The sequence below is a fragment of the Candidatus Pseudothioglobus sp. uisw_070 genome (assembly GCF_059512545.2).
In genome coordinates this window covers 628606-653015 of the sequence record NZ_CM183456.2, presented here as the reverse complement: position 1 = coordinate 653015, position 24410 = coordinate 628606, and the positions used below count along the sequence as shown (strand labels likewise).

Sequence of the window (24410 nt, the reverse complement as noted above, 5' to 3'; positions counted from 1 at the left end):
AAAAACCTTTCAAACTAGATTCCATGAACTACTCCTTTATTCAAATCAGTGATTGTCACATAGATGATGAAAAAAATGTATGGGGTACTGACTCTCAAAAAAATCTTAACACTATAGTAAAAAGTATTTCTAATAGAAATTATAACGCACTAATAATTAGTGGTGACTTGGCTCATAATGGAACCGCCTCTTCCTACTCAACACTTAAAGACATAATCCAGCCAATCAGTGATAATCTATTTATTCTCCCCGGAAATCATGACAATAAATTAAATTTATTCTCAGCATTTCGTGAGCATTATTTAACAAAACTAACAATTGCTGATTGGGAAATAATTTCAATAGATTCTGTTCAAGAAAATAAAACTAGTGGTTTTTTAAATAAAGCAAAACTTGAATTACTAACTAAAAAAATTTTATCTTCAACTAAAAAATTTATTGTTCTTTGCCTTCATCACCCACCAATTTCTATGGAAAGTGATTGGGATGATAAAAAATCTTTAGAAAATTCAGATGATTTTTTTCATACTATAGATAAGTTTAGTAAAATTAAGGCAGTTATTTGGGGTCACGCTCATCAAAGCTCTGAATTTAATAGAAATAATGTAAAACTCTTTTCATGTCCATCGACTACTCTTCAATTTAATGGTCCTGAAATGATTGGCTATAACCACTTCAATTTGAGTGATAAAGGTGAGATTAATTGTGACACAGTGTGGCTATGACAAACGATCAAATACTAAATAAATTAATTCATAACCAAAAAAAAGTAACTTACTCAAATATATCTGACATTTTTGAACTTAACTTTAAAAAAATTTCTAGACTTATACCTCTTCTACCTTCTATTAAGGATGACTTTGTTGGAATAAAAAAACCATCTAATGACCTGTTTTTACTTTGCCATGATAAGGCCCCATATACTGGTACATATACTTTAACTCATAAGATTAAGTCTCAAGAGGTAATTATTAATCGGCCAGATATTTGTTTCAAGATTTATTTTGATGCAAGACTTTTAGAGGTTACCTCAATCTGCAAAGAAACAAGAATTAATGACTCTCATCCTTTAATTACTGACTGCAGTGATTTAGCCTTTCAATTAGAGCTTAATCTCTTCATGCTAAGGTGGCTAGATTATTGTTTGGAAAGGTACAATGGTGCTGAATGGTCAAAAAGCAAATAAAAACTGAAAGCACGAAATTAGTCATTGCAATCTCCTCAAGGGCATTGTTTAATCTTGATTACTCACACCAAATTTTTAAAAATGAAGGCATCAAGGCATACGCAAAACACCAACAAGAAAATGAGCAAGTAGTTCTTGAACCAGGTGTAGGGTTTACTTTGGTTAAAAAATTACTTAAATTAAATAGTAAAACAACGCCAATTGATGTCATCTTACTTTCAAGAAATAGTGCTGATACAGGCCTAAGAATTTTTAACTCAATCGAGCATTATGGTTTAAATATTTCAAGAGCAGCGTTTACTCGTGGTGAAAGTACCCACCCTTTTGTTGGTGCCTTTGAAGCGGATTTGTTTCTATCTAGTAACTATAATGATGTTCAAAAAGCTTTAAAGTCAGGCTATGCAGCTGCATCAATTATTGAGTCAAAATCAAACCATAGTCATCCCTCTCAACTCAGAATTGCCTTTGACGGGGATGCCGTTATTTTTTCGGATGAATCTGAAAAAATATTTCAAGAGAAGGGTCTTGAAGCTTTTCATGAAAACGAAGTCCTGTCTGAAAAAATTAAACTAAAAGCTGGTCCATTTAAATCTTTTCTGGTCTCTTTACAAAAAATTCAATCAACATTTCCTGAAGAAAATAATCCTATAAGAACTGCATTAGTTACTGCAAGATCAGCCCCAGCGCATAAAAGAGTTATTCACACCATGAGAGAATGGGGGATACGCATAGATGAGTCATTTTTTCTTGGTGGTCTTGAAAAAGGTGTCTTTCTAAGAGAGTTTGGAGCAGATATTTTTTTTGATGATCAGCAGCAGCATTGTGACTCAGCATCTCAGTATGTTTCTACTGGTCATGTCCCTAGTGGAATTAAAAATTTATAGCATTTTAAATAGAACTTAATTATTGCTTAAACTCACCATGAGATTTAATTGGTAAAATACGAATTATTATTATTTAAAGTTTACTGATGTCAAATAAAATCCAAGCCATTCGAGGAATGAATGATCTGTTGCCAGCAGACTCCACCCTTTGGAATTCTTTGGATGAAATTATTAGTAATCTCCTTATCTCTTACGGCTATAAATATTGCCGCACTCCAATTGTTGAAAGTACTGAAACTTTTTCTCGTGCAATCGGAGAAGTGACAGACATTGTAGAAAAAGAGATGTACACATGGGAAGACAGTAATGGTAATTCTTTAACTTTAAGGCCTGAAGGCACAGCTAGCGTAGTTAGAATGATGATTGAGCATAATTTGCCGCGCGAAGGAATACAAAAGGTTTTTTATAATGGCCCAATGTTTAGGCATGAAAGACCTCAAAAGGGAAGATACCGACAATTCCACCAAGTAGGGGCAGAAGTTTTTGGAGCTTCTGATGCCAAAATTGATGCTGAATTAATATCTATTACAGATTCACTCTGGAAATCTCTTGGAATCAATGCAAGATTAGAAATTAATTCACTAGGCTCAAAAGAAAGTCGATCTGCTTATAGAAATATTCTTACAGCCTTTTTTAATGAAAATATAAGCCAACTGGATGAAGATAGTTTGCGTCGATTAAAAACAAATCCCTTAAGAATTTTGGATAGTAAAAATAAAGACCTTGAGTTATTAATTTCAAATGCCCCCAAAATGATTGATCATTTAGATGATGAATCTAAAGAGCACTTTACTATTTTAAAAACCTATTTAGATAATCTAGATATTCCTTATGAGGTTAACCCAAAACTTGTAAGGGGATTAGACTACTACAATCAAACTGTATTTGAGTGGATTTCAAACGATTTAGGGTCACAAGGCACTATTTGTGGTGGTGGGAGATATGATGGTTTAGTTGAAAAAATGGGTGGCAGTCCTACACCAGCAATTGGCTTTGCAATGGGCTTAGAGAGAATAGCTCTTCTAATTCAAGACAAAAAAAGTCAAATTGTTATCAAGAGATGTCAACTCTATTTTGTTACCCTAGGTGATAAGGCACAGATTGAGTCAATGAAGCTGTCCAAAAAAATTCTTCAGGCACTCCCTAACATTACACTTAGTAACGACTTAAGCATGGGTAGCCTAAAAAGCCAAATGAAAAAAGCAGATAAGTCTAATGCTGACTTTGCTTTAATTCTTGGAGAAGAGGAGTTATCAAATAATCAGTTAAGTATTAAGCCCTTAAAAGGCCAAGGAGTCCAGCAATCGATTAAGCTTGAGGGTATCATTCAGCATCTTCAGGAGATATTATGAAAAATTTTATAGAAATTAGCGACACGGAAGAAGAGCAAGTCGACAAAATTAAAAAATGGTGGAATAGTAACGGTAAGCAAATTATTAGTGGAGCAGTTCTTGGTCTTGCAGGAGTATTTGGCTGGAATTCATATGGTGATTATCAAGATAGTCAAGCTTTGAATGCTAGAACTTTATATTTAAGTTATGCTTCAGATTCCACTAATATTGGGGCTTACGATAAGCTTATTAAGGATCACTCTTCAAGCAGTTATGCTGATCAAGCAACGTTCTTAATGGCTAAATATTTATTTGAAGCTGGTAATTATGCTCTTGCTCTAGACGCTCTAAAGCCTCTAATAAGTCGTGAAAATGTTGTTATAGCTTCAACTGCCATTTTAAGATCAGCTTCACTTCACTTAGAGCTTGGTGAACATAATGAAGCACTTGCAATTCTTGATGTTGATGCTGGGGAAGGATTTTCTGGTTTATTTTACAATCTAACTGGTGATATTTATTTAGATCTTAGCAACAAAGAAGAAGCTAAAAAATACTATAGCCTTGCAATCGAAAATATAACTGCTAACTCAAGCCTTACCCAACTAATTCAGATTAAGTTAGACGATCTGAATTAATATAAATTTTTTAGAAAATTGTGAGCTACCCCATCATCTCATTGGTTGGCAGGCCTAATGTAGGCAAGTCGACACTATTTAATCGTCTTAGCAAGTCTCGTCAGGCCCTCGTTTCTGATTTTGAAGGTTTAACGCGTGATCGTCAATACGTTAATATAGAGCTTGAAGATGACATTCATTGCACAATTGTTGATACTGGCGGAATGACACACGAAGAATCAGTTATTGATTCTGGGATACATGCCCAAGTACTCAATGCGCTTAATGAGTCTGATGTAATCTATTTTATTGTCAGCAATAAAGATGGCGTTACTTCTCTTGATCTAGATATTGCTTCTCAGCTGAGAAAACTCCGCAAAAATATTATCTTAGTATGCAATAAGGCCGAAGGGTTAAATAAAAGTTCAGCTGCAGAATTTTATGAACTCGGACTAGGGGATCCTTGCCTTATATCAGCTGAGCATAATCAAGGAATTCCAGATCTTATTGAAAAAACAATTCCACTTCTTCCCGCTGCAACAGAAGACATAATCCCAGAAGTTAAGGGAATTGCAGTAGCTGTTTTGGGTAGACCTAATGTTGGTAAATCAACACTCATAAACCGTATATTGGGAGAAGAAAGGGTTATGGCGGTCGATCTTCCTGGAACAACTCGTGACTCGATTTTTATCCCTTTTGAGCGAGAAGGTCAGCAGTACACACTAATTGATACAGCTGGAATAAGGCGCAAAAGAAGTGTCAGCCATAAAGTTGAAATTTTTAGTATTATTAAAGCTAAAGATGCCATTGAAGATTCTCATGTTGTGGTTCTAGTTTTAGATGCTCACGAAGGCGTGACTGAACAGGATGCTACTCTTTTAGGAATGATAGCAGACAAAGGTCGTGCACTTTTAATAGCAATTAATAAGTGGGATGGTTTGGATGATTATCAAAAAAGTGAAGTAAAAAGAAAACTTGATATTAAGCTTTCATTTATAAACTATGCCTCAGTTCATTATATTTCAGCCCTTCATGGATCTGGTGTTGGAAAATTATTTGAACCCATTAAAAGATCTTTTGAGCATGCTGGACGTAGACACCCAACTTCACAACTTAATAGAATTCTAGAACAAGCTAATAAAGCGCACTCTCCTCCCCCCGTTGCTGGCAGACGACTTAGATTAAAGTTTGTAAATCAATCTGATGTTTTTCCACCAACTTTTACCTTTCATGGTAATCATGTTGATAGCGTTCCGAGTAGCTATGAACGATTTTTAAAGAATTTCTTTATTACATCTTTAAAACTTACAAATACACCTGTAAAAATCCAATATAAGAGTGGTGAAAATCCATTTAAAGATAGGAAGAATATTCTTTCAGCCCGACAAGTCCAAAAAAAGAAACGCCTAATGAGATTCGTTAAAAAGAAATAAACTTGAAATGTAACAAAGTTAAAGGTGTGATTATTATCAGAACCTTTGGACTGAGAATTCAGAAATTGGAATTGGGGGCTTAGACTTGGTAATAATCGACTCAACAATTTCTGCGGTAACTGGCGCCAAAGTTAGCCCAATATGACCATGTCCAAAGGCATAAATAATATCATTACCTTTACTAGATTGAGAAATAACTGGTTTACTATCTGGAATTGATGGACGAAAACCCAGCCATTCCCTACTTGGTTTTCCTAGGTCTGGAAAAAAACTTAAAGCTCCTTTTTCTAAGTGGTTTACTCTATGCCTAGAGATTTCTGGACTGAGCCCTCCAAGCTCAACAGTTCCAACAACTCTTAATCTTCCAGTCATTGGAGACATATAAAAACCGCTCTCTGCAGAGCAACAAGGTCTATTTAATAATGGATCTTTCATGTCATATTCAACATGATATCCACGTTCAGCATCTAAAGGAATATTGTCCCCAGCCTGTTTTGCAAATTTCTTGGAGTATGCACCAGCCGCTATGACTAGATGTTTGGATATAACTTCTGATTTATCTGCTAAAGTTACCTTAACTCCTTCACTAATCCTCTCAATTCTATTGGCTGCTTTCTTAATAACCTGACATCCTTTTTTAACACTTGCATCTAACAATAGTTTTGTCATTTTTCCAGGATCACTCATATAAGCTCCATCTGGAAAATAAGATGCGCCGCCCTCAGAAAAATTCAAATTTGGCTCTAGCTTATTAAGTTCTGATGGGTTTAACATTTCGGCATTTAAACCATACTTCTTCCGATTATTAATATCCTTCAAGCCAGATTCATAGGAAGAATCTGTTTTATATAAGTAGATATTGCCATTCCTATTTAATAAAGATTTGCCATTTATCTGATCTGCAAGCTCTTCCCAACGAAGTCGTGAATTTGCTAGAAGATCTGTAATTGCCTGGGCGTTTTTAGCAGCTTGCTTGGGCATGGATTGGTACAAAAATCTAATCAGCCATGGTGCTAATGAGAGAATTTCAGAGCGCTTTATAGAAATAGGGCTATTTTTATTAAACAATAAAGATGGTATTTTTTTTATAATTTCAGGAGAACCAATAGGTAGAACCGCATATTCAGCTATTGTTCCAGCGTTACCGTAAGAGGTTCCAATTCCTGGCTCTTCAGGATCTAAAAGAATTACCTCTCTGCCAGCATTTAGCATCTTTAGAGCAATGGATAAGCCTATTACTCCTCCACCCAAAATAACTACATCAGTTTTTAGCATTGGACAAGATTTTAATAACGATTAACAATGTTTAATACAAATAAAACTTAAGAGAGTATTAGATTATGAGCTTGCTTTGCTGCCTTGATAAAACTTTCAAATAAAGGATGGCCATCTCTTGGCGTAGAAGTAAATTCTGGATGAAACTGGCAAGCGACAAACCAAGGATGGTCTTTAATTTCAACCATTTCAACTAAAAGGCCATCAGAAGACCTTCCTGAAATTTTAAGGCCAGCCTCTTCAACTTTAGAGATAAGGTTATTATTAACTTCGTATCTATGGCGATGCCTTTCAACTACCTTATCTGAACCATAAATTTTTTGAGAATGAGTACCCTTTACTAGCTCACACTCTTGACCACCGAGCCTCATAGTTCCGCCTAAGTGTGACTCTGAATCACGTTTTTGAGTTTCTCCATTTTCATCTTGCCACTCAGTAATAAGTCCTATAACTGGATAATCTGTGTTTTCATCAAATTCTGTACTATTTGCTCCGTCCATTTGCGCCATATTTCTAGCAAACTCAATTACAGCAACTTGCAGGCCTAAGCAAATCCCTAAGAAAGGAATATTATTTTCACGAGCAAATTGAACTGCTTTAATCTTTCCTTCTATACCGCGTAATCCAAAGCCACCAGGCACCAATACTGCGCTCATTTTACTTAAAGCGCCAGCACCATTTTTTTCGATCTCTTCAGAATCAAAATAATGAATATTTACTTTGGTTTGGGTATGGACTCCAGCATGAATTAGCGCTTCTGAAAGCGATTTATAAGACTCTGTTAAATCCATGTATTTTCCAACCATCGCAACATCAACACTATGGTTAGGTCTTTCTAGTCTAGAAACAACATTCTTCCATTCTGATAAATCTGCTGGACCACATTTAAGTCCTAATTTTGATACAACAACGTCATCAAGACCCTGCTCATGAAGGTCTTCAGGAACCTTATAAATGGTGTCTTTATCCAAAGACATGAAAACTGAATTTTCAGCAACATTTGTAAATAAGGCAATTTTTTTACGATCTGAATCTTCAAGTGGGTATTCTGATCTACAAATAAGGATGTCTGGTTGTATTCCAATCCCACGAAGCTCTTTTACAGAGTGCTGAGTTGGTTTAGTCTTTAGCTCACCTGCTACTTTAATATAAGGAAGGAGCGTTAAATGGATGAATAAGGTATTCTCACGACCAAGTTCTAAGCTCATCTGCCGAATTGCTTCTAAAAATGGAAGAGACTCAATATCGCCTGCCGTCCCGCCAATTTCTACAAGAGCTACATCAGCATCTTCAACACCTTCCTTCATTAATTTTTTTATTTCATCAGTAATATGAGGAATGATTTGAACCGTTGCGCCAAGATAATCACCTCTTCTCTCTCGCTCTATAACATTTTGATAAACTCTTCCAGCTGTAAAGTTATTCTTTTTCCCAAGTTGAGTTCGAACAAATCGCTCATAGTGACCTAAGTCTAGATCAGTTTCAGCGCCATCATTGGTAACAAAAACCTCACCATGCTGAAATGGACTCATTGTTCCAGGATCGACATTTATATAAGGGTCTAATTTAAGAAGGGTAACTTTGAGGTCTCGAGTTTCTAGAATTGAAGCCAAAGATGCTGAAGCTATCCCCTTACCTAAAGAAGACACAACACCACCAGTTATAAAGATGTATTTTGTCATGTAAAACTAACAAAGTTTGAAATAGTTATGATACACAAAATTAGGTAGAATATGGGCACATCCAAACAAACAAATCACGATGGATTATAGACAATTCGTAAAGAGACTCTTTCAATACTTAAAAAACCATATTGGAAAGCTTGCCTTTACATCAATAATGATGATATTTGCTACGGTATTGGAGACATCAATACCTGAAATTACAGGTCAAATTGTTGACACATTATTCTCTAATAATCACACCACTAAAGATGCACTTTCTTACTCAACAGTCCTCTTTATTGTAATTGCTTTAAGCTCTATATTCGCTTTAATATCAGTCAGTGCAAGCTCTTGGATTTCAAACAAAGTAATACTAGACCTAAGAGTTGATATGTTTTCCAAGCTTCTAAGACTTCCTAAAACTTACTTCGATAAAAATACAACAGGAGAGACGCTTTCAAAACTGACCTTTGACGTTGAGCAAATTTCCGCAGCAGCATCAACCATGTGGTTAGAGCTTATTAAATCTTCATTCTCTGTTGTAATACTAACAGGCTATCTATTCTACAAAAATTTTCTATTAAGCCTCACTCTCTTAGTGCTACTTCCGCTGGTTTATTTTGCAGTAAAACTATCCACATCTCGAATCAGAAAAGGCTCAAGAAAAGTTCAAGAGTCAATGGGGAAAATGACTCATCTTTTAGATGAAAATATTTCAGGCAATGATCTAATTAAGATCTACAACGCTCAATCTAGTGAGCAAAATAAATTTTTTAATATTATCAATACAATTCGTCAGCAAAGGTTCAAAGTCGATGTGGCTGCAAGTCTTAATACCTCTATTGTAAATGCTCTAATTGGCTTTTCTCTAGCCTGTGTTGTGTATTTTTCATCAACCCACCTAATGATGAGTGCTGGTGACTTTTTAGCTTACTTTACAGCTATGGGAATGCTGGTTAAACCCTCTAAAACGCTTATAAATATTAATAAGCCATTGCAACAGGCTCTAGTTTCTGGAACCAGTGTCTTTAATTTGATTGATGAAAAATCTGAATCCAATCTCGGTAATACCAAAATGAAACAAACAGGTGGTGATATTTGTTTTGATAATGTTAGCTTTTCATATGCTAATGAAAAGCCTTCATTAACAAACATTAATCTAAATATTAAGCAAGGCGAAACTATTGCCCTTGTTGGCTCAACTGGAAGCGGAAAAACTACTTTGGTTAATCTTCTTACTCGCTTTTATAATCCAACAGGTGGAAAAATTTCTATAAATAAAGAAAATATTAATAACTTTGATCTAGAATCTTTCAGATCAAATTTTTCTTTTGTCGATCAAAATGTACGACTATTTAATGACACTATTAGTGGTAATATTGCCTTTGGACAGAAAGATAAGATGTCTATGGATTCAATTATTAATGCAGCAAATGTATCCAATTCTATTGAGTTCATTGAAAAATTGGATAATAAATTTGACTCTGATATTGGGGAAGACGGAGTAACCCTATCAGGTGGTCAGCGCCAAAGACTTTCCATTGCTAGGGCAATTGCAAAAGATAGTGCTATTTTAATTCTTGATGAGGCAACCTCAGCGCTCGACTCTGCAACTGAAAAACTTGTTCAGTCAGCAATCACTAAAATGCAGAAAGGACGAACCACAATCATTATTGCTCATCGATTAAGCACAATTCAAAATGCAGATCGTATTATCGTTTTAAAAGATGGTGAGATTATTGAGCAAGGCTCTCATAAAGAGCTCATTAAGGCCTCTGGGGAATACGCAAAGCTTAACCAGCAGCAACTTTAATAAGTTAACTTTCCTTATTTTTTATTCGATCTAGTACGTCTGATAAATCTCTTTCATTAAATTAGGTAGCAAAGGCTATTTAATGAATCAAATCACTTTTTACAAAGTGATCTAGAAAAGCGTCCAGATTCTATTACTATCGAGCTCATCTCTGCACTGGGAGAGCTGAGTCTTATAAGTATTAGATTTATTTTCAACTTTTTTTGCGATATCAATTAACCAGGCCTTGCTTTCATAGCTTTTCTTATTAAAGCCACCATGACCCTCATGGTAAGCAAGATACTGGCGATATGCATCTGACTTACTGATCTTAGAGCGTAATGAAGACTGGTTAGCATACCAACCAACAAAATCAATCGCATCAGCAAAATCATCTCTCTTAGCAGTCTTGTTGCCAGTTTTAAGTTGGTACCAGTCCCAAGTCGCTTTTTTAGCCTGGGTATAGCCAAATGAATCTGTAGGCCTTGCACCAGGTATGATTCCAAAAATTTTATTTCGTGGCGGCTTTGCTTTTGAAGCAAAGCGAGACTCTTGATGAATGATTGCCATCTGCAAATGCATCGGCACTTTCCATTTCTCCTCGCTGAGCTTAGCTGCTCGATACCAACTAACCTTCTCATCAAGCAAATTACAGATGTTAGTAACTTCTCTAGCAGGCGTTGAAAAACACCCAGATACAGAAATTACAACTAATAAACTTAGGACAAACAGTTTTTTCATTTAAGCAATAAAAACAAAGTAAGCAATAATCAACTGAAAAACCAATAAGACACCAAACATTGCTTTAATATCATTGTCAGTTAAAGGTTCTGACTCTTGAGTAACCTTCTCTAACTTGACATCAATAGCAACTAAACCTTTATCAGAGTTTTCAACTTTAAATTTAACTCTAGTATCACTTCTTAAACGTGATTTGTTAAAAACATTTTTCTGGTGAACGAAATACTTTTCATTATCGTCTCCCGTAATAAATCCATAACCTTTTGTACCAAATTGGGCGACTATGCCCGTCATTTTTTTAGCCATTACATTCTCACTTTTTGCAGACAATACACTGCTTTTTCAACAAAATCTACTCCTTGAAGTAGGAACATTGGCTCATTTTCAATATCACTAATATTTTGAAGTTCTTGACATTGAAACGAACCACCATAAAGTGAGTCAACCTCCAGTTTACTAACAGCATAAGGCGGGCCAACCCATTGATGTTGAGGATAGTTCAAAGTTAACAATAACACCCTGACATCATTTAATATTATATCATTTAAATGATTAACATATTTCTGTCTTAACGCCTTATCTAAGGCAATAAGTGATGCACGATCATAAACTGCTTTAACGTCAACTAAGTGGTTTGCTTTTAAAGTAAAGAAGTCACCACAGAATATTTGAATTTTATCACCCTCATAAAGTATTAAATCATCAACTTTGGAAACAGAATATTCTAATTTATTCTCGCTAAAAAACTGCTCAATAGCAATCTCACTCATCTCTACGCCGACAACTCTGATACCTCTTTTTAATAGATAGAACATGTCAACACTCTTACCACAAAGTGGCACAAAAATCTTATCCCCATCGACTAAGTTGAGCTTGGAAAAATAATCAATCAAATTCTGGTTAACTTGATCTGCATGCCAACCAATTTTATTGCTCTCCCATCTACTGTGCCAGTCTGTCATATTTATTCCTTGATATAATAGAGTGTCATATTAGTTAATCATAAAACATTATGACCCATTTTAAAAGTGGCTGGTCAGATTATTTAAATCCTGAAAAAGAAAAACAATATTTCAAAGCTCTAGATTCTTATCTTAAATCAAAAAAGAATTTAAGCATCTATCCGCCTATTGACTCATGGTTCAAAGCGCTGGAGTATTCAAGCTTTGAAAAAACCAAAGTAATCATACTTGGGCAGGATCCTTATCACGGAGAAGGTCAGGCAGAAGGCTTAAGCTTTTCAGTTCCAAAAGGTATTCTTATTCCGCCGTCACTTAGAAATATCTTTAAGGAGCTGCAAAATGATGATGTGAGTTTCTCTAAACCTGAGCATGGAAATTTAGTTTCATGGGCTAACCAAGGCGTACTTCTTCTTAATAGCGTTCTTACAGTCGAAAAAAATAGCCCTGCTTCGCATGCCAACCAGGGCTGGGAAAACTTTACTGACAAAGTTATTCAAATTTTAAGTAGTCATAAAAATAATTTAGTGTTTATTTTATGGGGCACTTACGCAAATAAGAAATCTGAATTAATTGACAGCAATAAACATCTGATACTTAGCGCCCCTCACCCTTCGCCCTTATCCGCTTATAAAGGCTTCTTTGGCTCTAAGCATTTCTCTAAAACAAACAATTACCTTAAATCAACGGATCAAGAGCCTATTGATTGGAGCATTAACCCATGAAGCTAATGATTGATGATGCAGTATGGGGTTATAAAGAAATCTTCTCTGGTTTTGGTGAAATTACCGCCCTTCCAGGTAGGCTAATTACCCGAGAGAGTTTATTAGATTGCAAGATACTTATTGTCAGATCAAGAACCAAAGTCAACAAACAGCTCCTTGACGGAACTAAAGTCAGGTTTGTTGGCTCGACAGTTGCAGGACTTGACCACATTGATGAAAATTATTTAAAAGAAAATGCTATTTCATTTGTATCTGCCCAGGGCTGTAATGCCAATGCAGTTACAGAGTATGTCATTAGTGCTCTTTCCAATCTAGCGAATGATTATAACTTTGATTTATCAACTAAAACGCTTGGAATAATTGGTGTTGGAAATGTTGGCTCTAGGCTAGACTTTAAAGCAAATCAACTTGGGATAACGACTCTTCTTAATGATCCCATCCGTGAAGCTAATGAAGGAAAAAATAAGTTTGTTGGCCTTAATGTTGCGCTAAGTGCTGATATTGTAACTTTCCATACCCCTCTAACATTTTCAGGGGCCCACCCAACTCACAACCTTCTTGGAAGTCAAAACTTTAACCTCATTAAAAAAGATACGATATTAATCAATGCAGCTCGAGGAGGCGTAATCGATGAAAGCCTATGGGAAATGACCAAAACAAAAGAAAATATAATAGACTGCTGGGAAAACGAGCCCAATATTAATCCTAAACTGCAAAGTAACGCATACTGGGCAACACCTCACATTGCAGGGCACTCAATAGATGCAAAATTTATGGGTAGTTTTATGATTTATAAAGAGTTATGTAGCTTTACAAAAGCTCCATTTAATAAAGAAATTGAATCGCTTATTAACCCTGAAATAAGAGCCATTAATGAAAGCTCTCTTCATGAAACACTCAACTCAATATACTCATTCTTTGATGACCATGAAGTCCTCAAAGACAGTTCAAAGTTTGAGGATTATAGACGTCATTACCCTGAGCGATATGAATGGAAGCATTATCATACAAATTTTATTATTCCTCATAAACTATAGTAGGTTCATCCCTTATTATGTAATATATTATTGACATAAAGTATGTTATATATTACATTAAGTATGTTATAATTTACATATTAAATAACTTATAGATATGAATATAAAAATTAGAAATACTTTAACCGAAATAATCTCAGCTGCAATAGCAATTATCTGGATGTACTCTAAATTAAATGCAGCCGCTAATATGAGTATCGCTTCAATTACTCAAGTGCTTGTTCAAGGCATTGGAATATCCATACTTGCAGCTATCTTTTTTGCCATAGTTATCGCCATAGTTTCAGCAATCATTACTGAGAGCAAAGAAAAAAATATCGTAGATGAAAGGGATAATATCATTGAGTTCTATGCTTTGAGATTAAGTAGTGTCATATTTGGTATCTCCCTTGTAATTATTCTTGTTCTATTAGGGTGGTTTAACTTACATATAAACTTTGGAATAATTGCTATTACTTTTTCAGTGTTCTTAGCAAGCATCTGTAGTACTTTTTTGAAAATATATCTCTATAAATAGTTATTTACAATGGCTAAGAAAAAAATCAATATAGAAAATTCTGTCAGAAAACTCAGATTTAATAATAACGAGATGACACAACAAGAACTTGCTGACTTTGTTGGTATTTCCAGGCAAACAGTTGTTGCCATTGAGAAATATAAGTACACCCCATCTCTAGAGTTAGCTTTCAAAATTGCATTAGCATTCAACAAAGAAATACAAGAAGTTTTTTATATTAGTAAATAACTTTCTAAGAGGATTAAAAATGAAGCAATATCCAGTAAACCTAAAGATTGATTACCCAGAAAAATCTAATAAATTAACTGCCATGTTTAGATTAGTATTAATAATTCCAATTGTTATTATTCTTTCTATTATTTCTTCTTATGCTGAGGCTTTATCACTGGCAGTAGTTTTAATGATTCTTTTTAGAGAAAAATACCCAAAGTGGTGGTTTGATTGGAATCTCGCTCTTACTAAATTCTGGCTTAGAATTGCAGCCTATGGTTTGTTAATGAGGGACGAATACCCTTCAACCGAAAATGACCAAGCATTACAAGTTGAAATACCATATCCAGATGTTAAGAAAGACTTAAATAGATGGATGCCACTTCTTAAATGGTTTCTAGCTATCCCACACTATATCGTTTTAGTACTTATGTTTATTGCTGTTGTTTTTTGTAGTATTTTTGCTTGGTTTACGATTCTATTCACAGGACGATATCCTAAAGGCATATTTGATTTTGTTGAAGGCTTCCTGCGCTGGTCATTAAGAGTAAATGCTTACGCATTTTTATTAACAACAGATCAGTACCCACCATTTAAACTCGGTTAACTTAAAGTCTTTAAAGTGTGGTCCCTTAAGCTTCAATAACTCAACGAATATTAGGCTTTGTAAGATTGTCCACATGCAAAACTTCATTCACTTGCTCTTCTGTCATAAGCCCCTCTTGAATAATAATTTCTCGAACAGTCATTCCATCTTTTAGAGCTTTTTTGGCAATACGAGCTGACTCTTTATAGCCTAAATGAGGCGTAAAAAATGTTGCTATCCCAGGACTTTGTTCAACATATCTTGCACAAACTTCAACGTTAGCAGTAATTCCGTCCACACACTTTGTCCTTAGCATAACCATCGCATTTGTCATATAGCGTAATGAGCGTAATATATTTACGGCTAAAACAGGCTCAAAAGCATTGAGCTGCATTTGACCAGCTTCAGCTGCCAAAGTAATTACTAAATCATTTCCAATTACTTGAAAAGCAGTTTGATTAACAGCCTCAGGAATAACAGGATTAACTTTCCCAGGCATAATTGATGATCCAGCTTGCACGGCGGGAAGATTGATTTCGTTAAACCCAGCAATTGGGCCTGATGATAATAATCTTAAGTCATTAGATATTTTTGAAAGTTTTATAGCTACTCGCTTTAAAACAGATGAGAATGAAACAAAGGCACTAGTATCAGAGGTTGCAGCAATTGGGTTTGGAGCCAGCACTAAAGGCAGTCCAGATAATTCTGCCAAAGCCTCTACTGCTATTTTTGGATAATCTAAATGGCTATTAATTCCAGTTCCAATAGCGGTAGCCCCTAAATTAACCTCTAAAAATAATTGTGACATCTCATTAAGCCTTTTAATGTCATCTAACAGAGTATTACCAAAAGCAGTAAATTCCTGACCAAGGCTCATTGGCACAGCATCTTGAAGTTGTGTTCGCCCCATTTTAATGACTCCAGAAAATTCAATGCCTTTGGCATGAAAAGAATCAGAGAGAGCTTTAATTGCTTCCAATAAAGGATCATATTCTTTTAAAAATCCAACCAGCAAGGCAGTAGGATAAGTGTCATTCGTTGACTGTGACATATTTACATGCATAAGCGGGGAGATGGACTCGTAATCACCCTTCTCTTTCCCTATCATTTCTAGTGCAACATTAGCAATGACTTCATTTGCATTCATATTTGTTGAAGTGCCAGCGCCTCCCTGGATTATCTCCACAATAAACTGATCATGAAATTCACCATTAATAATTCTCTCACAAGCTCTGACTATAGGCTCAAAAATTTCATCCTCTAATAGGCCCAATTTATTATTTGCTCGAGCGCAAGCAAGCTTGACCATTGCATAGGCTATAACTATATTTGGATAAACTGAAATCGCAACATCCGCTATCGGAAAATTTTCAACAGCACGCTTAGTATGGATTCCGTAATAAGCATCAAAAGGTATTTTCATTTCACCTAAAAAATCTGTTTCTATTCTATATTCCATAATTTTCAATATTGAAAAAATATTACCTTAATCAGTAGATTGAGCAAATGATACGCTTAAGAGAATCATATTTTTAACAGCATTAATGCTAAACCAGAGAATACAAATACCGAGTAAGCATTGAAATTGACGTAATGACAATTAAAAACCGAATAACAAGTGGGTTAGCCTTCAATAAATAATGGGTTCCAAAAAAAGCGCCTATTAATTGTCCTACCATCATTACCAGACCAATTAAAAAGGCTATATGGCCAAAACTAAAGAAAACTATAAATCCAGCAATGTTTGATGCAAAATTTAATGGCTTTGCTAGAATTGTTGCTTGAATAATTTCAAGTTTTTTTAGCATAACTGCTGTCATTACAAAAAAAGATCCAGCGCCAGGTCCAAACATGCCATCGTAAAAACCAACTGCTGGAACAGCATATTTATCAAAACTTTTGCTGGATACCGAGCTCTTCGAGGTTTTCTTTGGCTTAGGTGAGATAATAAAATAAGTTGAAATAAATACCAGCACTATTGGTATTGCAAAAGAGAGCGCTTTGGTGTCAATAAACTGAACTATAACTCCGCCTATTACCGAGCCAATAAAAGACACTACCATTAAATATTTAATAGCACTCCAATTCAGCTTTTTTTTACGAAAAAGGAGGAGTGTTGCAATTCCAGTGCCCATACTACCTTGAAATTTATTTGTTCCCAGGACATAGATAGGCGGAATACCACTTAATAGTAATGCAGGCACTGCTAACAAACCACCTCCTCCAACCAAGGTATCTAGAAATCCTGCAACCATACCAACGAAAAATAAAAAAGTTAGAATCTCCAAAGAGTAATTTGCTAAATCCATAATCTCAATTGCCCCAAATAATAGGGAACCAGTCCTCCCTCAATCGCTCACCATCTTTCTGGCTAATACCTGGAAAATTAGGTGAAGTTCGCCCTGGTCTATTACGATAAACTACATCATCCCCGAGCAAACGAAACGAAAGAGTGCGGCTAACATCATCCACCTTATTAGCATTTACACCGTGTATTGTCTTAAAGTTAAATACAACAACATCACCTGGCTCAGTTTCCCATTGCTTGATTTTAAAATCACCATTATCAATATTTAGCATATCCATAAAAGCATTATTATCTTCATAAAAGCTCTCATTGTTCGCCCAGCTTGTTGGCCGAATCTCTTTATTTAAATGATGACTTCCTGCCAGTGATCTCAACGAAACACTCTTCTTTCTTGACTCAAGAGGCAGCCAAAAACTGACTGTTTGATGCCCTGAAACGCAGTAATAAGGAAGGTCTTGATGCCAAGGAGTAGGGGCTCCTGAGAGCGCCTCTTTATAAAAAAAGTGATCATGAAAAAATTGTGCTGATTTTGACTCCATTAAGTCTGCTGCAATTGAAGCAAGGGGTGAATTCAATACAAAGTCTTTATACTCTGGAATCCTCTGCCAATTACAAAAGTCCTCCAAAAACTTGCCTTGATAATCTTCTCCTTTATGTACCAATGCACCTTCGCTTGGATTCTTAATATGAAAGTCAGCTCCCTTAGATAAAGTATCAATCCACTCATTAAAAACACCTCTAAGAACAACAACACCATCATCTTTAAAGTCTTGTATTTCTGATTGAGTAAGAAGTGTTTTCATGAGGGTTGACTGGTTAATATTGATAATTTATGAGTTCATTTTCAATAAACCTATGATAATCATTAAAACTTGAAACTTAGAAGATAAATATAATAATTAATACACAGCACTAGAGTTGACATAAACAACTGTATTATTAGTGTAATTTTTTCAGCCTCAATGATCCATGAAACTTTTTTCTGAGACCTTTACTATTAAAACAATTCCTAAAGTTGCTTGGAGCTCTGAAGACTCGTTTAATCTTAAGCCTAAGCCACTAACTTTTATATTTTTAGTATTTGGATTATTTTTATTTGGTCTTGGAGAAAGTCTTTTAATAACCAGTGGTGCTGGTGTTGGCCCATATACTGTATTAGCCCAAGGGATATCAAACCTTACTGATTGGTCAATTGGCTTTTCTACTTTTGTTATCAGCATATTTGTGTTATTCATGTGGATTCCGCTTAAACAAAAACCTGGGATGGGAACAATTCTCAATGCCTTCATAATAGCACTAACAATTGAGTTTTCAGTTTATTACTTGCCATATCCTGAAGCGTATCCAATGCAGGTTTTACAGGTCATTATTGGTATTCTTGTTATTGGACTTGGAAGTGGGTTTTATTTGATTTCAAACTTAGGCGCAGGACCCAGGGATGGATTAATGATTGGCTTACAAAGAATAACTAATATGCCAATATATTCAATTCGAACAACGATTGAAATCAGCGTAGTAGTAGTTGGCTCTCTCTGCCTCCTTAATAACATTGACAAATTATTGGGTGAAGTTGTTGGGCTTGGAACGGCATTGTTTGCACTTGGAATTGGGCCATCAGTTGCACTAGGAATAACTCTTGTAGGAAAATTATCAAAGCAAAACTAGTTTGAGTCATTTTTAAATATTTAATTCCAGTAATAATCTTAATAAAGATAAAATCAAATAATGGATAAAATTCTCATTCAACTCGATGACTTTGACTTAACCACTGAAGTTAAGCTTGCTAAAGCCAATAACTCTAGTATTGGCGCTGTTGTAAGTTTTGTTGGCACAGTTAGAGACCTTCAACCAAAATCGCTTAGCTCTATGACTCTTGAGCACTACCCAGGGATGACTGAAAAATCTTTAGAATCAATTGTTAAAAAGGCGAGAGATAAATGGGAAATTGAAAATGTCACGATTATTCACCGCATTGGAACTCTTGATGTTAACGATCAAATAGTTTTGGTTATAACAACTAGTAAGCATCGTCAAGAAGCATTTGACTCATGTAATTTCATTATGGATTTCCTAAAAACTGATGCCCCTTTTTGGAAAAAAGAAGTAACAGAAAATAATGAAGAGTGGGTTGGTGCGAGATCCAAAGATGAAAAGCAAAAAAAACGCTGGAAATCTTAAATATTAAAGTCTTCTGGACTGTTTAAATTAGTTAACAACTCTAAATGACTTGAGACATTAACTCTTTCAGTTTGCTGCTGACGATACCAGAGAGCCATTTTACGACCCCCTTCTGCTAAAAATTGATCAAGACTTTCATTAAGATTTGATTTCATAAGCGCAAAGGTTGCGTGCATTCTTTGCCCATCATGAGCAACACAAATATCACACTCACTAGACTCCATTCTCTCAATAAGAGAATCGATTAAGGTCACTTCAATCATTGGACTGTCACAGGGGAGAACCAACAAATAATTAGAAGTACAGACTTTTAAAGCTTTAGAAATTCCAGCTAGTGGGCCCTGATAGCCTTCTAAGTCGTCTTCTATTACTTTTCCATATTTAGAATAATCCTCTAAACTTCTATTTGCACTTATAAATATTTGACTTACCCTATCCTTAGCAACACTGGCTGCATATGAAATTAATGGAAGGTTTCGAAACTCAATAAGCCCCTTATCTTTTCCGCCCATTCTTGAGCCCATACCCCCAGCTAAAATGACAGCTGAAATCTCATTTTTTGATATTTTATTCACTTAATGCTTGTGCTTTTTTCAAGTTATTTTTAATTAGAAAATTTACTTACAATTGTATAATATACCGTATGAATATTAAATCCATAGAACCTAATGAATAGTCAAAGCACTAACTCAAGCTCAGCAATGTTTAGTGATTCACTGATGAGTGCAGATGATGCTTTGTCCTTTCTAATTGATTCTGCTAGTGTTACAGCAATGACAGAAGCGGTTTCTTTGGATGACTCACTCGGTAGAATTTTAGCAAGCGATATACATTCAACAATAAACGTTCCAGGTTTTGATAATAGCGCAATGGATGGCTACACTATTGCACTTAATGACAACCAAATAGCAAAAGAAAACTTGAGCTTTGATGTTGTCGATAGAATTGCTGCAGGCTCAACTGGAAATGACTTAAAGATAGGCAACGCTGCTAGAATATTTACTGGCGCTTCAATTCCAAATGGGGCTAATACAGTTGTAATGCAGGAAGAATGTACTCTCTCTGAGGATAAATCTCAGATAACGGTTAAAAGAGCTATTAATTTAAATGAAAATATTCGCCCCACTGGAAATGACATTCTTAAAGATAATATTATTCTGAGTTTAGGAAGGCAAATCAAGCCTCAAGATATTTCTTTAGCCGCCTCAGTTGGTGTTGGTGAATTGGTCGTTTTTAAAAAAATTAAAGTAGGTGTTTTTTTTACAGGTGATGAATTGGTTGAGCCTGGAAACCCTTTGACACCTGGAAAAATTTACAACTCTAATCGTTACGCTCTTGTAGCGCTTCTCAAGCAGGTTGGATGTGATGTAATAAACCTTGGAAATATAGAAGACAAGTTGGATGCAACCTGTGAAGCACTTGAAGCACTTGAGAGTCAGTGTGATTTAATTATGACAACTGGCGGGGTCTCAGTTGGCGAAGAAGATCACGTTAAACCTGCTGTTGAAAAACTTGGAGAGTTAAATCTTTGGAAAATTCGAATGAAACCTGGAAAACCTTTGGCTTATGGTAAAGTTAAGCAGACTCCATTTATTGGGCTGCCAGGAAACCCAGTATCAAGCTTTGTAACTTTTTGTATTTTTTCATTGCCATTTATAAAAAAAATGCAAGGAAACAGTAACTATGAATCTAAAATTTTAAAGGTGAAAACTAACTTTGACTGCAAACGTGCTAAGCCTAGGCGTGAATATGCGCGCGTTCGTATTGACCATTCAACGGAGACTCCTTTAGCGAATCTCTTCCCAAAACAAGGTTCAGATGTTATGAGCTCGGTTGTTTGGGCTGATGGAATTATTGAGATACCTGAAAATACAACCTTTGAAACTGGGACTATACTCAACTACTACTCAATGAGTGAATTAACAAGATGAGTAAATTAACCCACATCAACGCAAATGGTGAAGCGCAAATGGTAGATGTTTCCGATAAAAATGAGACTGCACGCGAAGCCAAGGCTTCTGCGCGAATAGTAATGAAAACTGAAACGCTTGACTTAATTGTCTCTGGCTCCCATAAAAAAGGTGATGTCCTTGCTGTTGCAAGAGTCGCTGGGATTCAAGCTGCAAAAAAATGCTCAGATCTGATTCCACTTTGTCATCCACTAATGCTATCTAAAGTGAGCGTAGAGCTTACACCTAATACTCAAAATAACTGCATTGATATTATTGCTACAGCAAAACTAACTGGCAAGACTGGTGTTGAAATGGAAGCGCTAACTGCTGCAAGTATTGCAGCTCTTACCGTTTATGATATGTGCAAGGCGGTCGATCGCTTCATGCTCATTGATAATGTCCAGCTTTTAGAAAAAAAAGGCGGCAAGTCTGGGCACTGGATATTACCAAAATGAACAAGCTAATTGATCCATACAATCGAGAAATCACTTACCTAAGGGTCTCAGTTACAGACCACTGTAATTATAGATGCCATTATTGTAGAGATGAGGATCACCAAACCCACACTAAAAGATCTCAGGTCCTCTCTTTTGAGGAGACTGCAAAAATTGTTCGTTTATTTTCAGAGCTAGGTGTTACAAAGGTGCGCCTTACTGGCGGAGAGCCCCTGCTACGAAAAGACATTCTTGAGCTAACTAAAATGCTTGGAGATATCCCTGGGCTTAACGATATTCCGCTCTCAACTAACGCGCATCTTCTACCCCCACTAGCAGCCAAGTTAAAGGCTAATGGCGTTAATAGAGCCAATATTTCAATTGACTCTCTTATCCCAGAGCGCTTTAAAGAAATTACGAGGGACGGTGACTTGGTAACAGTTATTAAAGGAATTGACGCGGCGATATCTGCTGGAATGAGTCCTATCAAACTTAATATGGTCGTCATGAAGGGTGTTAATGATGATGAAATTGAGTCCATGATAGATTTTGCTATTGGTCGAGGAATTGATATTCGTTTTATTGAGACCATGCCTATTGGGCTTGCTGGCATAGAAGCAGTTGATAGACACTACAGCGAAAAAGATATTCTTGAAAGAGTCTTTAAAAGGTTTGGAAGTAAACTTGAATCCAAGAAAGCCCAGCAAACTGATGGACCAGCAAAAGCTCTTCACATTAAAGGTACCAACACCAGTGTAGCTACAATATCAGCTGTTTCAAATAATTTTTGTAGTAGCTGCAACCGCGTCAGATTAACGGCTAAAGGTGAGCTAATTTTATGCCTTGGTCAGAAAGACTCAGTTTCACTTCGTGATGCCCTAAGATCAGGAATGACTGATACAGAAATTAAGCAATTAATCGTTGACGCCATAACAAAAAAACCAGAAAAACATTTCTTTGACTCCGTAATTGATAATATTAGCAGCAGTCAAATGGTGGAGATTGGTGGATGAAAATTATCTACTTTGCTTCTCTAAAAGAAAACTTAAAGACAAGTCATGACTTGATGAATTTTGACGCCCCAGTTTCAATATCTTTTATCAAACAAAAACTTATTGAAAAACACGGGAGTGAATACTTTCCAAATAACATTTTGTGCGCAGTTAATCAAGAAATGGCGGCGTCAGATACCATTGTTAAAGAAGATGATGAGGTGGCTTTTTTCCCGCCCGTTACTGGAGGCTAGAAGATTATATGACCGATTCTAAAATTAAAATTGGATTCCTTACTATTTCTGATAGAGCTGCACGTGGAATCTATGAAGATATTAGTGGACCTGCCATGCAGGAATGGATATCAAAAGCAGTAACTAGCCCATATGAGGTGGTTTCAAAAATAATTGAAGATGAGCAGCCTTTAATAGAGAAAACTCTCAAAGAGATGAGTGACAGTCTTGGTTGTAATTTAATTCTTACAACAGGCGGAACTGGTCCAACTACTCGAGACGTAACGCCCGAAGCTACTAAAGAAGTTTGTGAAAGAATCTTTGATGGATTTGCAGAGCAAATGAGGATTGTTTCACTTAGGACGGTTCCTACAGCAATTCTTTCACGGCAAATCGCAGGCACTCGAGGTAATAGCTTAATTATCAATCTTCCTGGCAAGCCAGTCGCAATTTCTGTATGTCTTGGAGCAGTTTTTTTAGCTGTACCGAAATGTCTTGAGCTCCTTGATGAGTCGGTCATAACAATCGATAAAAATTATGTCTCTCAAGTGTTTGAGTAAATTTATTTGATGATCAATACAAGAGATTCAGCACTTGATTTAATGCGCGGCATTGCAATCATTATGATGATTGCCTTTCACTTTATCTATGATCTCAATTCTTTTGGCTTTTCTGATATTCCATTATTTACTCATTGGGCTGGGATAGCGTGGCGCTGCTTAATTGTTTTTCTTTTCTTGAGTGCTGTTGGAATTAGCTTGGTTATTGCTCATGGCAAAGGCATTAAGTTTAAAAAATTTCTTAAGCGCTTATTATATTTAGGAATTGCTGCTCTTTTTGTTTCAGCTGGAACTTACGTAATGTTTCCTGATGGATGGGTCTATTTTGGAATCCTTCATTTAATTTGGTTTTCTACTATCATAGCAATTTCTTTTATAAATCTTCCTAAGACCTCCTTGCTAATTGCTGCATTAATTCTGATTGGTGCGATTTTTGATCAACCTAACCTTAGTTTTATTTCATACTTCCTTGAACCTTACTTACCGCTTGGTAGTGTTGATTATTACCCTCTATTCCCATGGCTATCTTTTGTCTTTATTGGAATTTATCTAGGACACAATCCTTATTATCAGAAGATATTTATATTTCGATTAAATTGGCTTGAAGTAATAGGAAAACATGCTCTAATTATCTATCTAACTCACCAGATAGTACTGTTTAGCATTGTGAGCTTGGCATACAACCTATTGAATTAATTGGCTTTGTAATACTCTAACTTGATTTAAGCTTTGAATTGGTGATTCTTGTAATCGTAGTTAATATTTCTGCAGGAGAAAGCGACTATTCAGTAAGATCATT

At 35.7% G+C, this 24410-nt stretch carries 29 protein-coding genes; 20 read left to right on the top strand and 9 right to left on the bottom strand.

Annotated features, from left to right (window positions below):
- Positions 1 to 23 precede the first annotated feature (23 nt).
- The 6 genes from AC5YGD_RS03220 (at position 24) to der (ending at position 5448) form a co-directional block, all read left to right on the top strand.
- Positions 24 to 725 (top strand): metallophosphoesterase, encoded by a 702-nt coding sequence (locus AC5YGD_RS03220; protein WP_496142096.1) that lies wholly within the window; start codon positions 24 to 26, stop codon positions 723 to 725.
- Entirely contained in the window at positions 722 to 1186 is a 465-nt protein-coding gene (locus tag AC5YGD_RS03215) for a DUF1249 domain-containing protein (protein ID WP_496142095.1), read from the top strand. The genes AC5YGD_RS03220 and AC5YGD_RS03215 overlap by 4 nt, the downstream gene beginning before the upstream one ends.
- The gene (locus AC5YGD_RS03210; protein ID WP_271541173.1) at positions 1168 to 2070 is read left to right on the top strand and encodes a 5'-nucleotidase; all 903 of its coding nucleotides are present in this window, start codon (positions 1168 to 1170) and stop codon (positions 2068 to 2070) included. Before AC5YGD_RS03215 ends, AC5YGD_RS03210 begins: the two co-directional genes overlap by 19 nt.
- An 86-nt stretch (positions 2071 to 2156) precedes the next feature.
- The gene (gene hisS / locus AC5YGD_RS03205; protein WP_496142094.1) at positions 2157 to 3422 is read left to right on the top strand and encodes a histidine--tRNA ligase; all 1266 of its coding nucleotides are present in this window, start codon (positions 2157 to 2159) and stop codon (positions 3420 to 3422) included.
- On the top strand, positions 3419 to 4036 hold the full coding sequence (locus AC5YGD_RS03200) for a tetratricopeptide repeat protein (RefSeq protein WP_496142093.1): 618 nt from the start codon (positions 3419 to 3421) through the stop codon (positions 4034 to 4036). Before hisS ends, AC5YGD_RS03200 begins: the two co-directional genes overlap by 4 nt.
- A 20-nt stretch (positions 4037 to 4056) precedes the next feature.
- Positions 4057 to 5448, top strand: coding sequence for a ribosome biogenesis GTPase Der (der, locus tag AC5YGD_RS03195; RefSeq protein ID WP_496142092.1), 1392 nt, complete (start codon positions 4057 to 4059; stop codon positions 5446 to 5448).
- Positions 5449 to 5484: 36 nt separating this feature from the next.
- On the opposite strand, the gene AC5YGD_RS03190 is transcribed toward der, so the two are convergent.
- Both AC5YGD_RS03190 and pyrG read right to left on the bottom strand, forming a co-directional pair.
- A complete protein-coding gene (locus AC5YGD_RS03190; protein ID WP_496142091.1) occupies positions 5485 to 6723 on the bottom strand; it encodes an FAD-dependent oxidoreductase in 1239 nt (412 codons plus the stop codon).
- A gap of 47 nt (positions 6724 to 6770) precedes the next feature.
- Positions 6771 to 8405 carry a CTP synthase gene (pyrG, locus tag AC5YGD_RS03185; RefSeq protein ID WP_496142090.1) on the bottom strand — a complete coding sequence of 545 codons (1635 nt, stop codon included), beginning with the start codon at positions 8403 to 8405 and terminating at the stop codon, positions 6771 to 6773.
- 157 nt (positions 8406 to 8562) lie between these two features.
- Between pyrG and AC5YGD_RS03180 the strand changes: the two genes are divergently transcribed.
- On the top strand, positions 8563 to 10200 hold the full coding sequence (locus AC5YGD_RS03180) for an ABC transporter ATP-binding protein (protein WP_502319139.1): 1638 nt from the start codon (positions 8563 to 8565) through the stop codon (positions 10198 to 10200).
- Between the two features lie 111 nt (positions 10201 to 10311).
- On the opposite strand, the gene AC5YGD_RS03175 is transcribed toward AC5YGD_RS03180, so the two are convergent.
- The 3 genes from AC5YGD_RS03175 to AC5YGD_RS03165 are packed head-to-tail and all read right to left on the bottom strand — an operon-like array spanning position 10312 to position 11882.
- Positions 10312 to 10920 (bottom strand): transglycosylase SLT domain-containing protein, encoded by a 609-nt coding sequence (locus AC5YGD_RS03175; RefSeq protein WP_496142088.1) that lies wholly within the window; start codon positions 10918 to 10920, stop codon positions 10312 to 10314.
- Positions 10921 to 11226 (bottom strand): cold shock domain-containing protein, encoded by a 306-nt coding sequence (locus AC5YGD_RS03170; protein WP_496142087.1) that lies wholly within the window; start codon positions 11224 to 11226, stop codon positions 10921 to 10923.
- Positions 11226 to 11882 carry a thiopurine S-methyltransferase gene (locus tag AC5YGD_RS03165; RefSeq protein ID WP_496142086.1) on the bottom strand — a complete coding sequence of 219 codons (657 nt, stop codon included), beginning with the start codon at positions 11880 to 11882 and terminating at the stop codon, positions 11226 to 11228. The genes AC5YGD_RS03170 and AC5YGD_RS03165 overlap by 1 nt, the downstream gene beginning before the upstream one ends.
- 50 nt (positions 11883 to 11932) lie before the next feature.
- Between AC5YGD_RS03165 and ung the strand changes: the two genes are divergently transcribed.
- From ung to AC5YGD_RS03140, 5 genes are all read left to right on the top strand, one after another.
- Complete coding sequence (ung, locus tag AC5YGD_RS03160) at positions 11933 to 12604, top strand: uracil-DNA glycosylase (RefSeq protein WP_496142085.1); 672 nt, start codon at positions 11933 to 11935, stop codon at positions 12602 to 12604.
- Positions 12601 to 13641 (top strand): NAD(P)-dependent oxidoreductase, encoded by a 1041-nt coding sequence (locus AC5YGD_RS03155; RefSeq protein ID WP_496142084.1) that lies wholly within the window; start codon positions 12601 to 12603, stop codon positions 13639 to 13641. Before ung ends, AC5YGD_RS03155 begins: the two co-directional genes overlap by 4 nt.
- 97 nt (positions 13642 to 13738) lie before the next feature.
- Positions 13739 to 14158, top strand: a complete 420-nt coding sequence (locus AC5YGD_RS03150; protein ID WP_496142083.1) for a hypothetical protein — start codon at positions 13739 to 13741, stop codon at positions 14156 to 14158.
- A 9-nt stretch (positions 14159 to 14167) separates the two neighbouring features.
- Positions 14168 to 14386 (top strand): helix-turn-helix domain-containing protein, encoded by a 219-nt coding sequence (locus tag AC5YGD_RS03145; RefSeq protein WP_496142082.1) that lies wholly within the window; start codon positions 14168 to 14170, stop codon positions 14384 to 14386.
- A 19-nt stretch (positions 14387 to 14405) separates the two neighbouring features.
- Entirely contained in the window at positions 14406 to 14975 is a 570-nt protein-coding gene (locus tag AC5YGD_RS03140; protein WP_496142081.1) for a DUF4389 domain-containing protein, read from the top strand.
- A 40-nt stretch (positions 14976 to 15015) separates the two neighbouring features.
- On the opposite strand, the gene AC5YGD_RS03135 is transcribed toward AC5YGD_RS03140, so the two are convergent.
- The 3 genes from AC5YGD_RS03135 to AC5YGD_RS03125 all read right to left on the bottom strand — a co-directional run bounded on the left by AC5YGD_RS03135 (position 15016) and on the right by AC5YGD_RS03125 (position 18065).
- Positions 15016 to 16413: an aspartate ammonia-lyase gene (locus AC5YGD_RS03135; RefSeq protein WP_496142080.1), complete on the bottom strand. Its 1398-nt coding sequence runs from the start codon at positions 16411 to 16413 to the stop codon at positions 15016 to 15018.
- An 88-nt stretch (positions 16414 to 16501) separates the two neighbouring features.
- Entirely contained in the window at positions 16502 to 17263 is a 762-nt protein-coding gene (locus AC5YGD_RS03130; protein ID WP_496142079.1) for a TSUP family transporter, read from the bottom strand.
- Between the two features lie 4 nt (positions 17264 to 17267).
- A complete protein-coding gene (locus AC5YGD_RS03125; protein WP_496142078.1) occupies positions 17268 to 18065 on the bottom strand; it encodes a phytanoyl-CoA dioxygenase family protein in 798 nt (265 codons plus the stop codon).
- A 166-nt stretch (positions 18066 to 18231) separates the two neighbouring features.
- On the opposite strand from AC5YGD_RS03125, the gene AC5YGD_RS03120 reads away from it, so the two are divergent.
- Complete coding sequence (locus tag AC5YGD_RS03120; protein WP_416687981.1) at positions 18232 to 18927, top strand: YczE/YyaS/YitT family protein; 696 nt, start codon at positions 18232 to 18234, stop codon at positions 18925 to 18927.
- Between the two features lie 60 nt (positions 18928 to 18987).
- Positions 18988 to 19440, top strand: coding sequence for a molybdenum cofactor biosynthesis protein MoaE (locus AC5YGD_RS03115; RefSeq protein ID WP_496142077.1), 453 nt, complete (start codon positions 18988 to 18990; stop codon positions 19438 to 19440).
- Here the strand turns inward: AC5YGD_RS03115 and mobA are convergent.
- Complete coding sequence (mobA, locus tag AC5YGD_RS03110) at positions 19437 to 20015, bottom strand: molybdenum cofactor guanylyltransferase MobA (protein WP_496142076.1); 579 nt, start codon at positions 20013 to 20015, stop codon at positions 19437 to 19439. The genes AC5YGD_RS03115 and mobA overlap by 4 nt on opposite strands.
- 93 nt (positions 20016 to 20108) lie before the next feature.
- Here mobA and AC5YGD_RS03105 point away from each other — a divergent pair, with 93 nt between their 5' ends.
- Genes AC5YGD_RS03105 through AC5YGD_RS03080 form a run of 6 tightly spaced genes read left to right on the top strand, consistent with a single transcriptional unit; the run spans position 20109 to position 24307 of the window.
- Entirely contained in the window at positions 20109 to 21371 is a 1263-nt protein-coding gene (locus AC5YGD_RS03105) for a molybdenum cofactor synthesis domain-containing protein (RefSeq protein WP_496142075.1), read from the top strand.
- On the top strand, positions 21368 to 21847 hold the full coding sequence (gene moaC, locus AC5YGD_RS03100) for a cyclic pyranopterin monophosphate synthase MoaC (RefSeq protein ID WP_496142074.1): 480 nt from the start codon (positions 21368 to 21370) through the stop codon (positions 21845 to 21847). The genes AC5YGD_RS03105 and moaC overlap by 4 nt, the downstream gene beginning before the upstream one ends.
- A complete protein-coding gene (gene moaA, locus AC5YGD_RS03095) occupies positions 21844 to 22839 on the top strand; it encodes a GTP 3',8-cyclase MoaA (RefSeq protein ID WP_496142073.1) in 996 nt (331 codons plus the stop codon). Before moaC ends, moaA begins: the two co-directional genes overlap by 4 nt.
- Positions 22836 to 23072 (top strand): MoaD/ThiS family protein, encoded by a 237-nt coding sequence (locus AC5YGD_RS03090; RefSeq protein ID WP_496142072.1) that lies wholly within the window; start codon positions 22836 to 22838, stop codon positions 23070 to 23072. The genes moaA and AC5YGD_RS03090 overlap by 4 nt, the downstream gene beginning before the upstream one ends.
- Before the next feature lie 8 nt (positions 23073 to 23080).
- Positions 23081 to 23611: a molybdopterin adenylyltransferase gene (gene mog / locus AC5YGD_RS03085; RefSeq protein ID WP_416653027.1), complete on the top strand. Its 531-nt coding sequence runs from the start codon at positions 23081 to 23083 to the stop codon at positions 23609 to 23611.
- Between the two features lie 9 nt (positions 23612 to 23620).
- Positions 23621 to 24307, top strand: coding sequence for a heparan-alpha-glucosaminide N-acetyltransferase domain-containing protein (locus AC5YGD_RS03080; RefSeq protein WP_496142071.1), 687 nt, complete (start codon positions 23621 to 23623; stop codon positions 24305 to 24307).
- Positions 24308 to 24410: the final 103 nt, after the last annotated feature.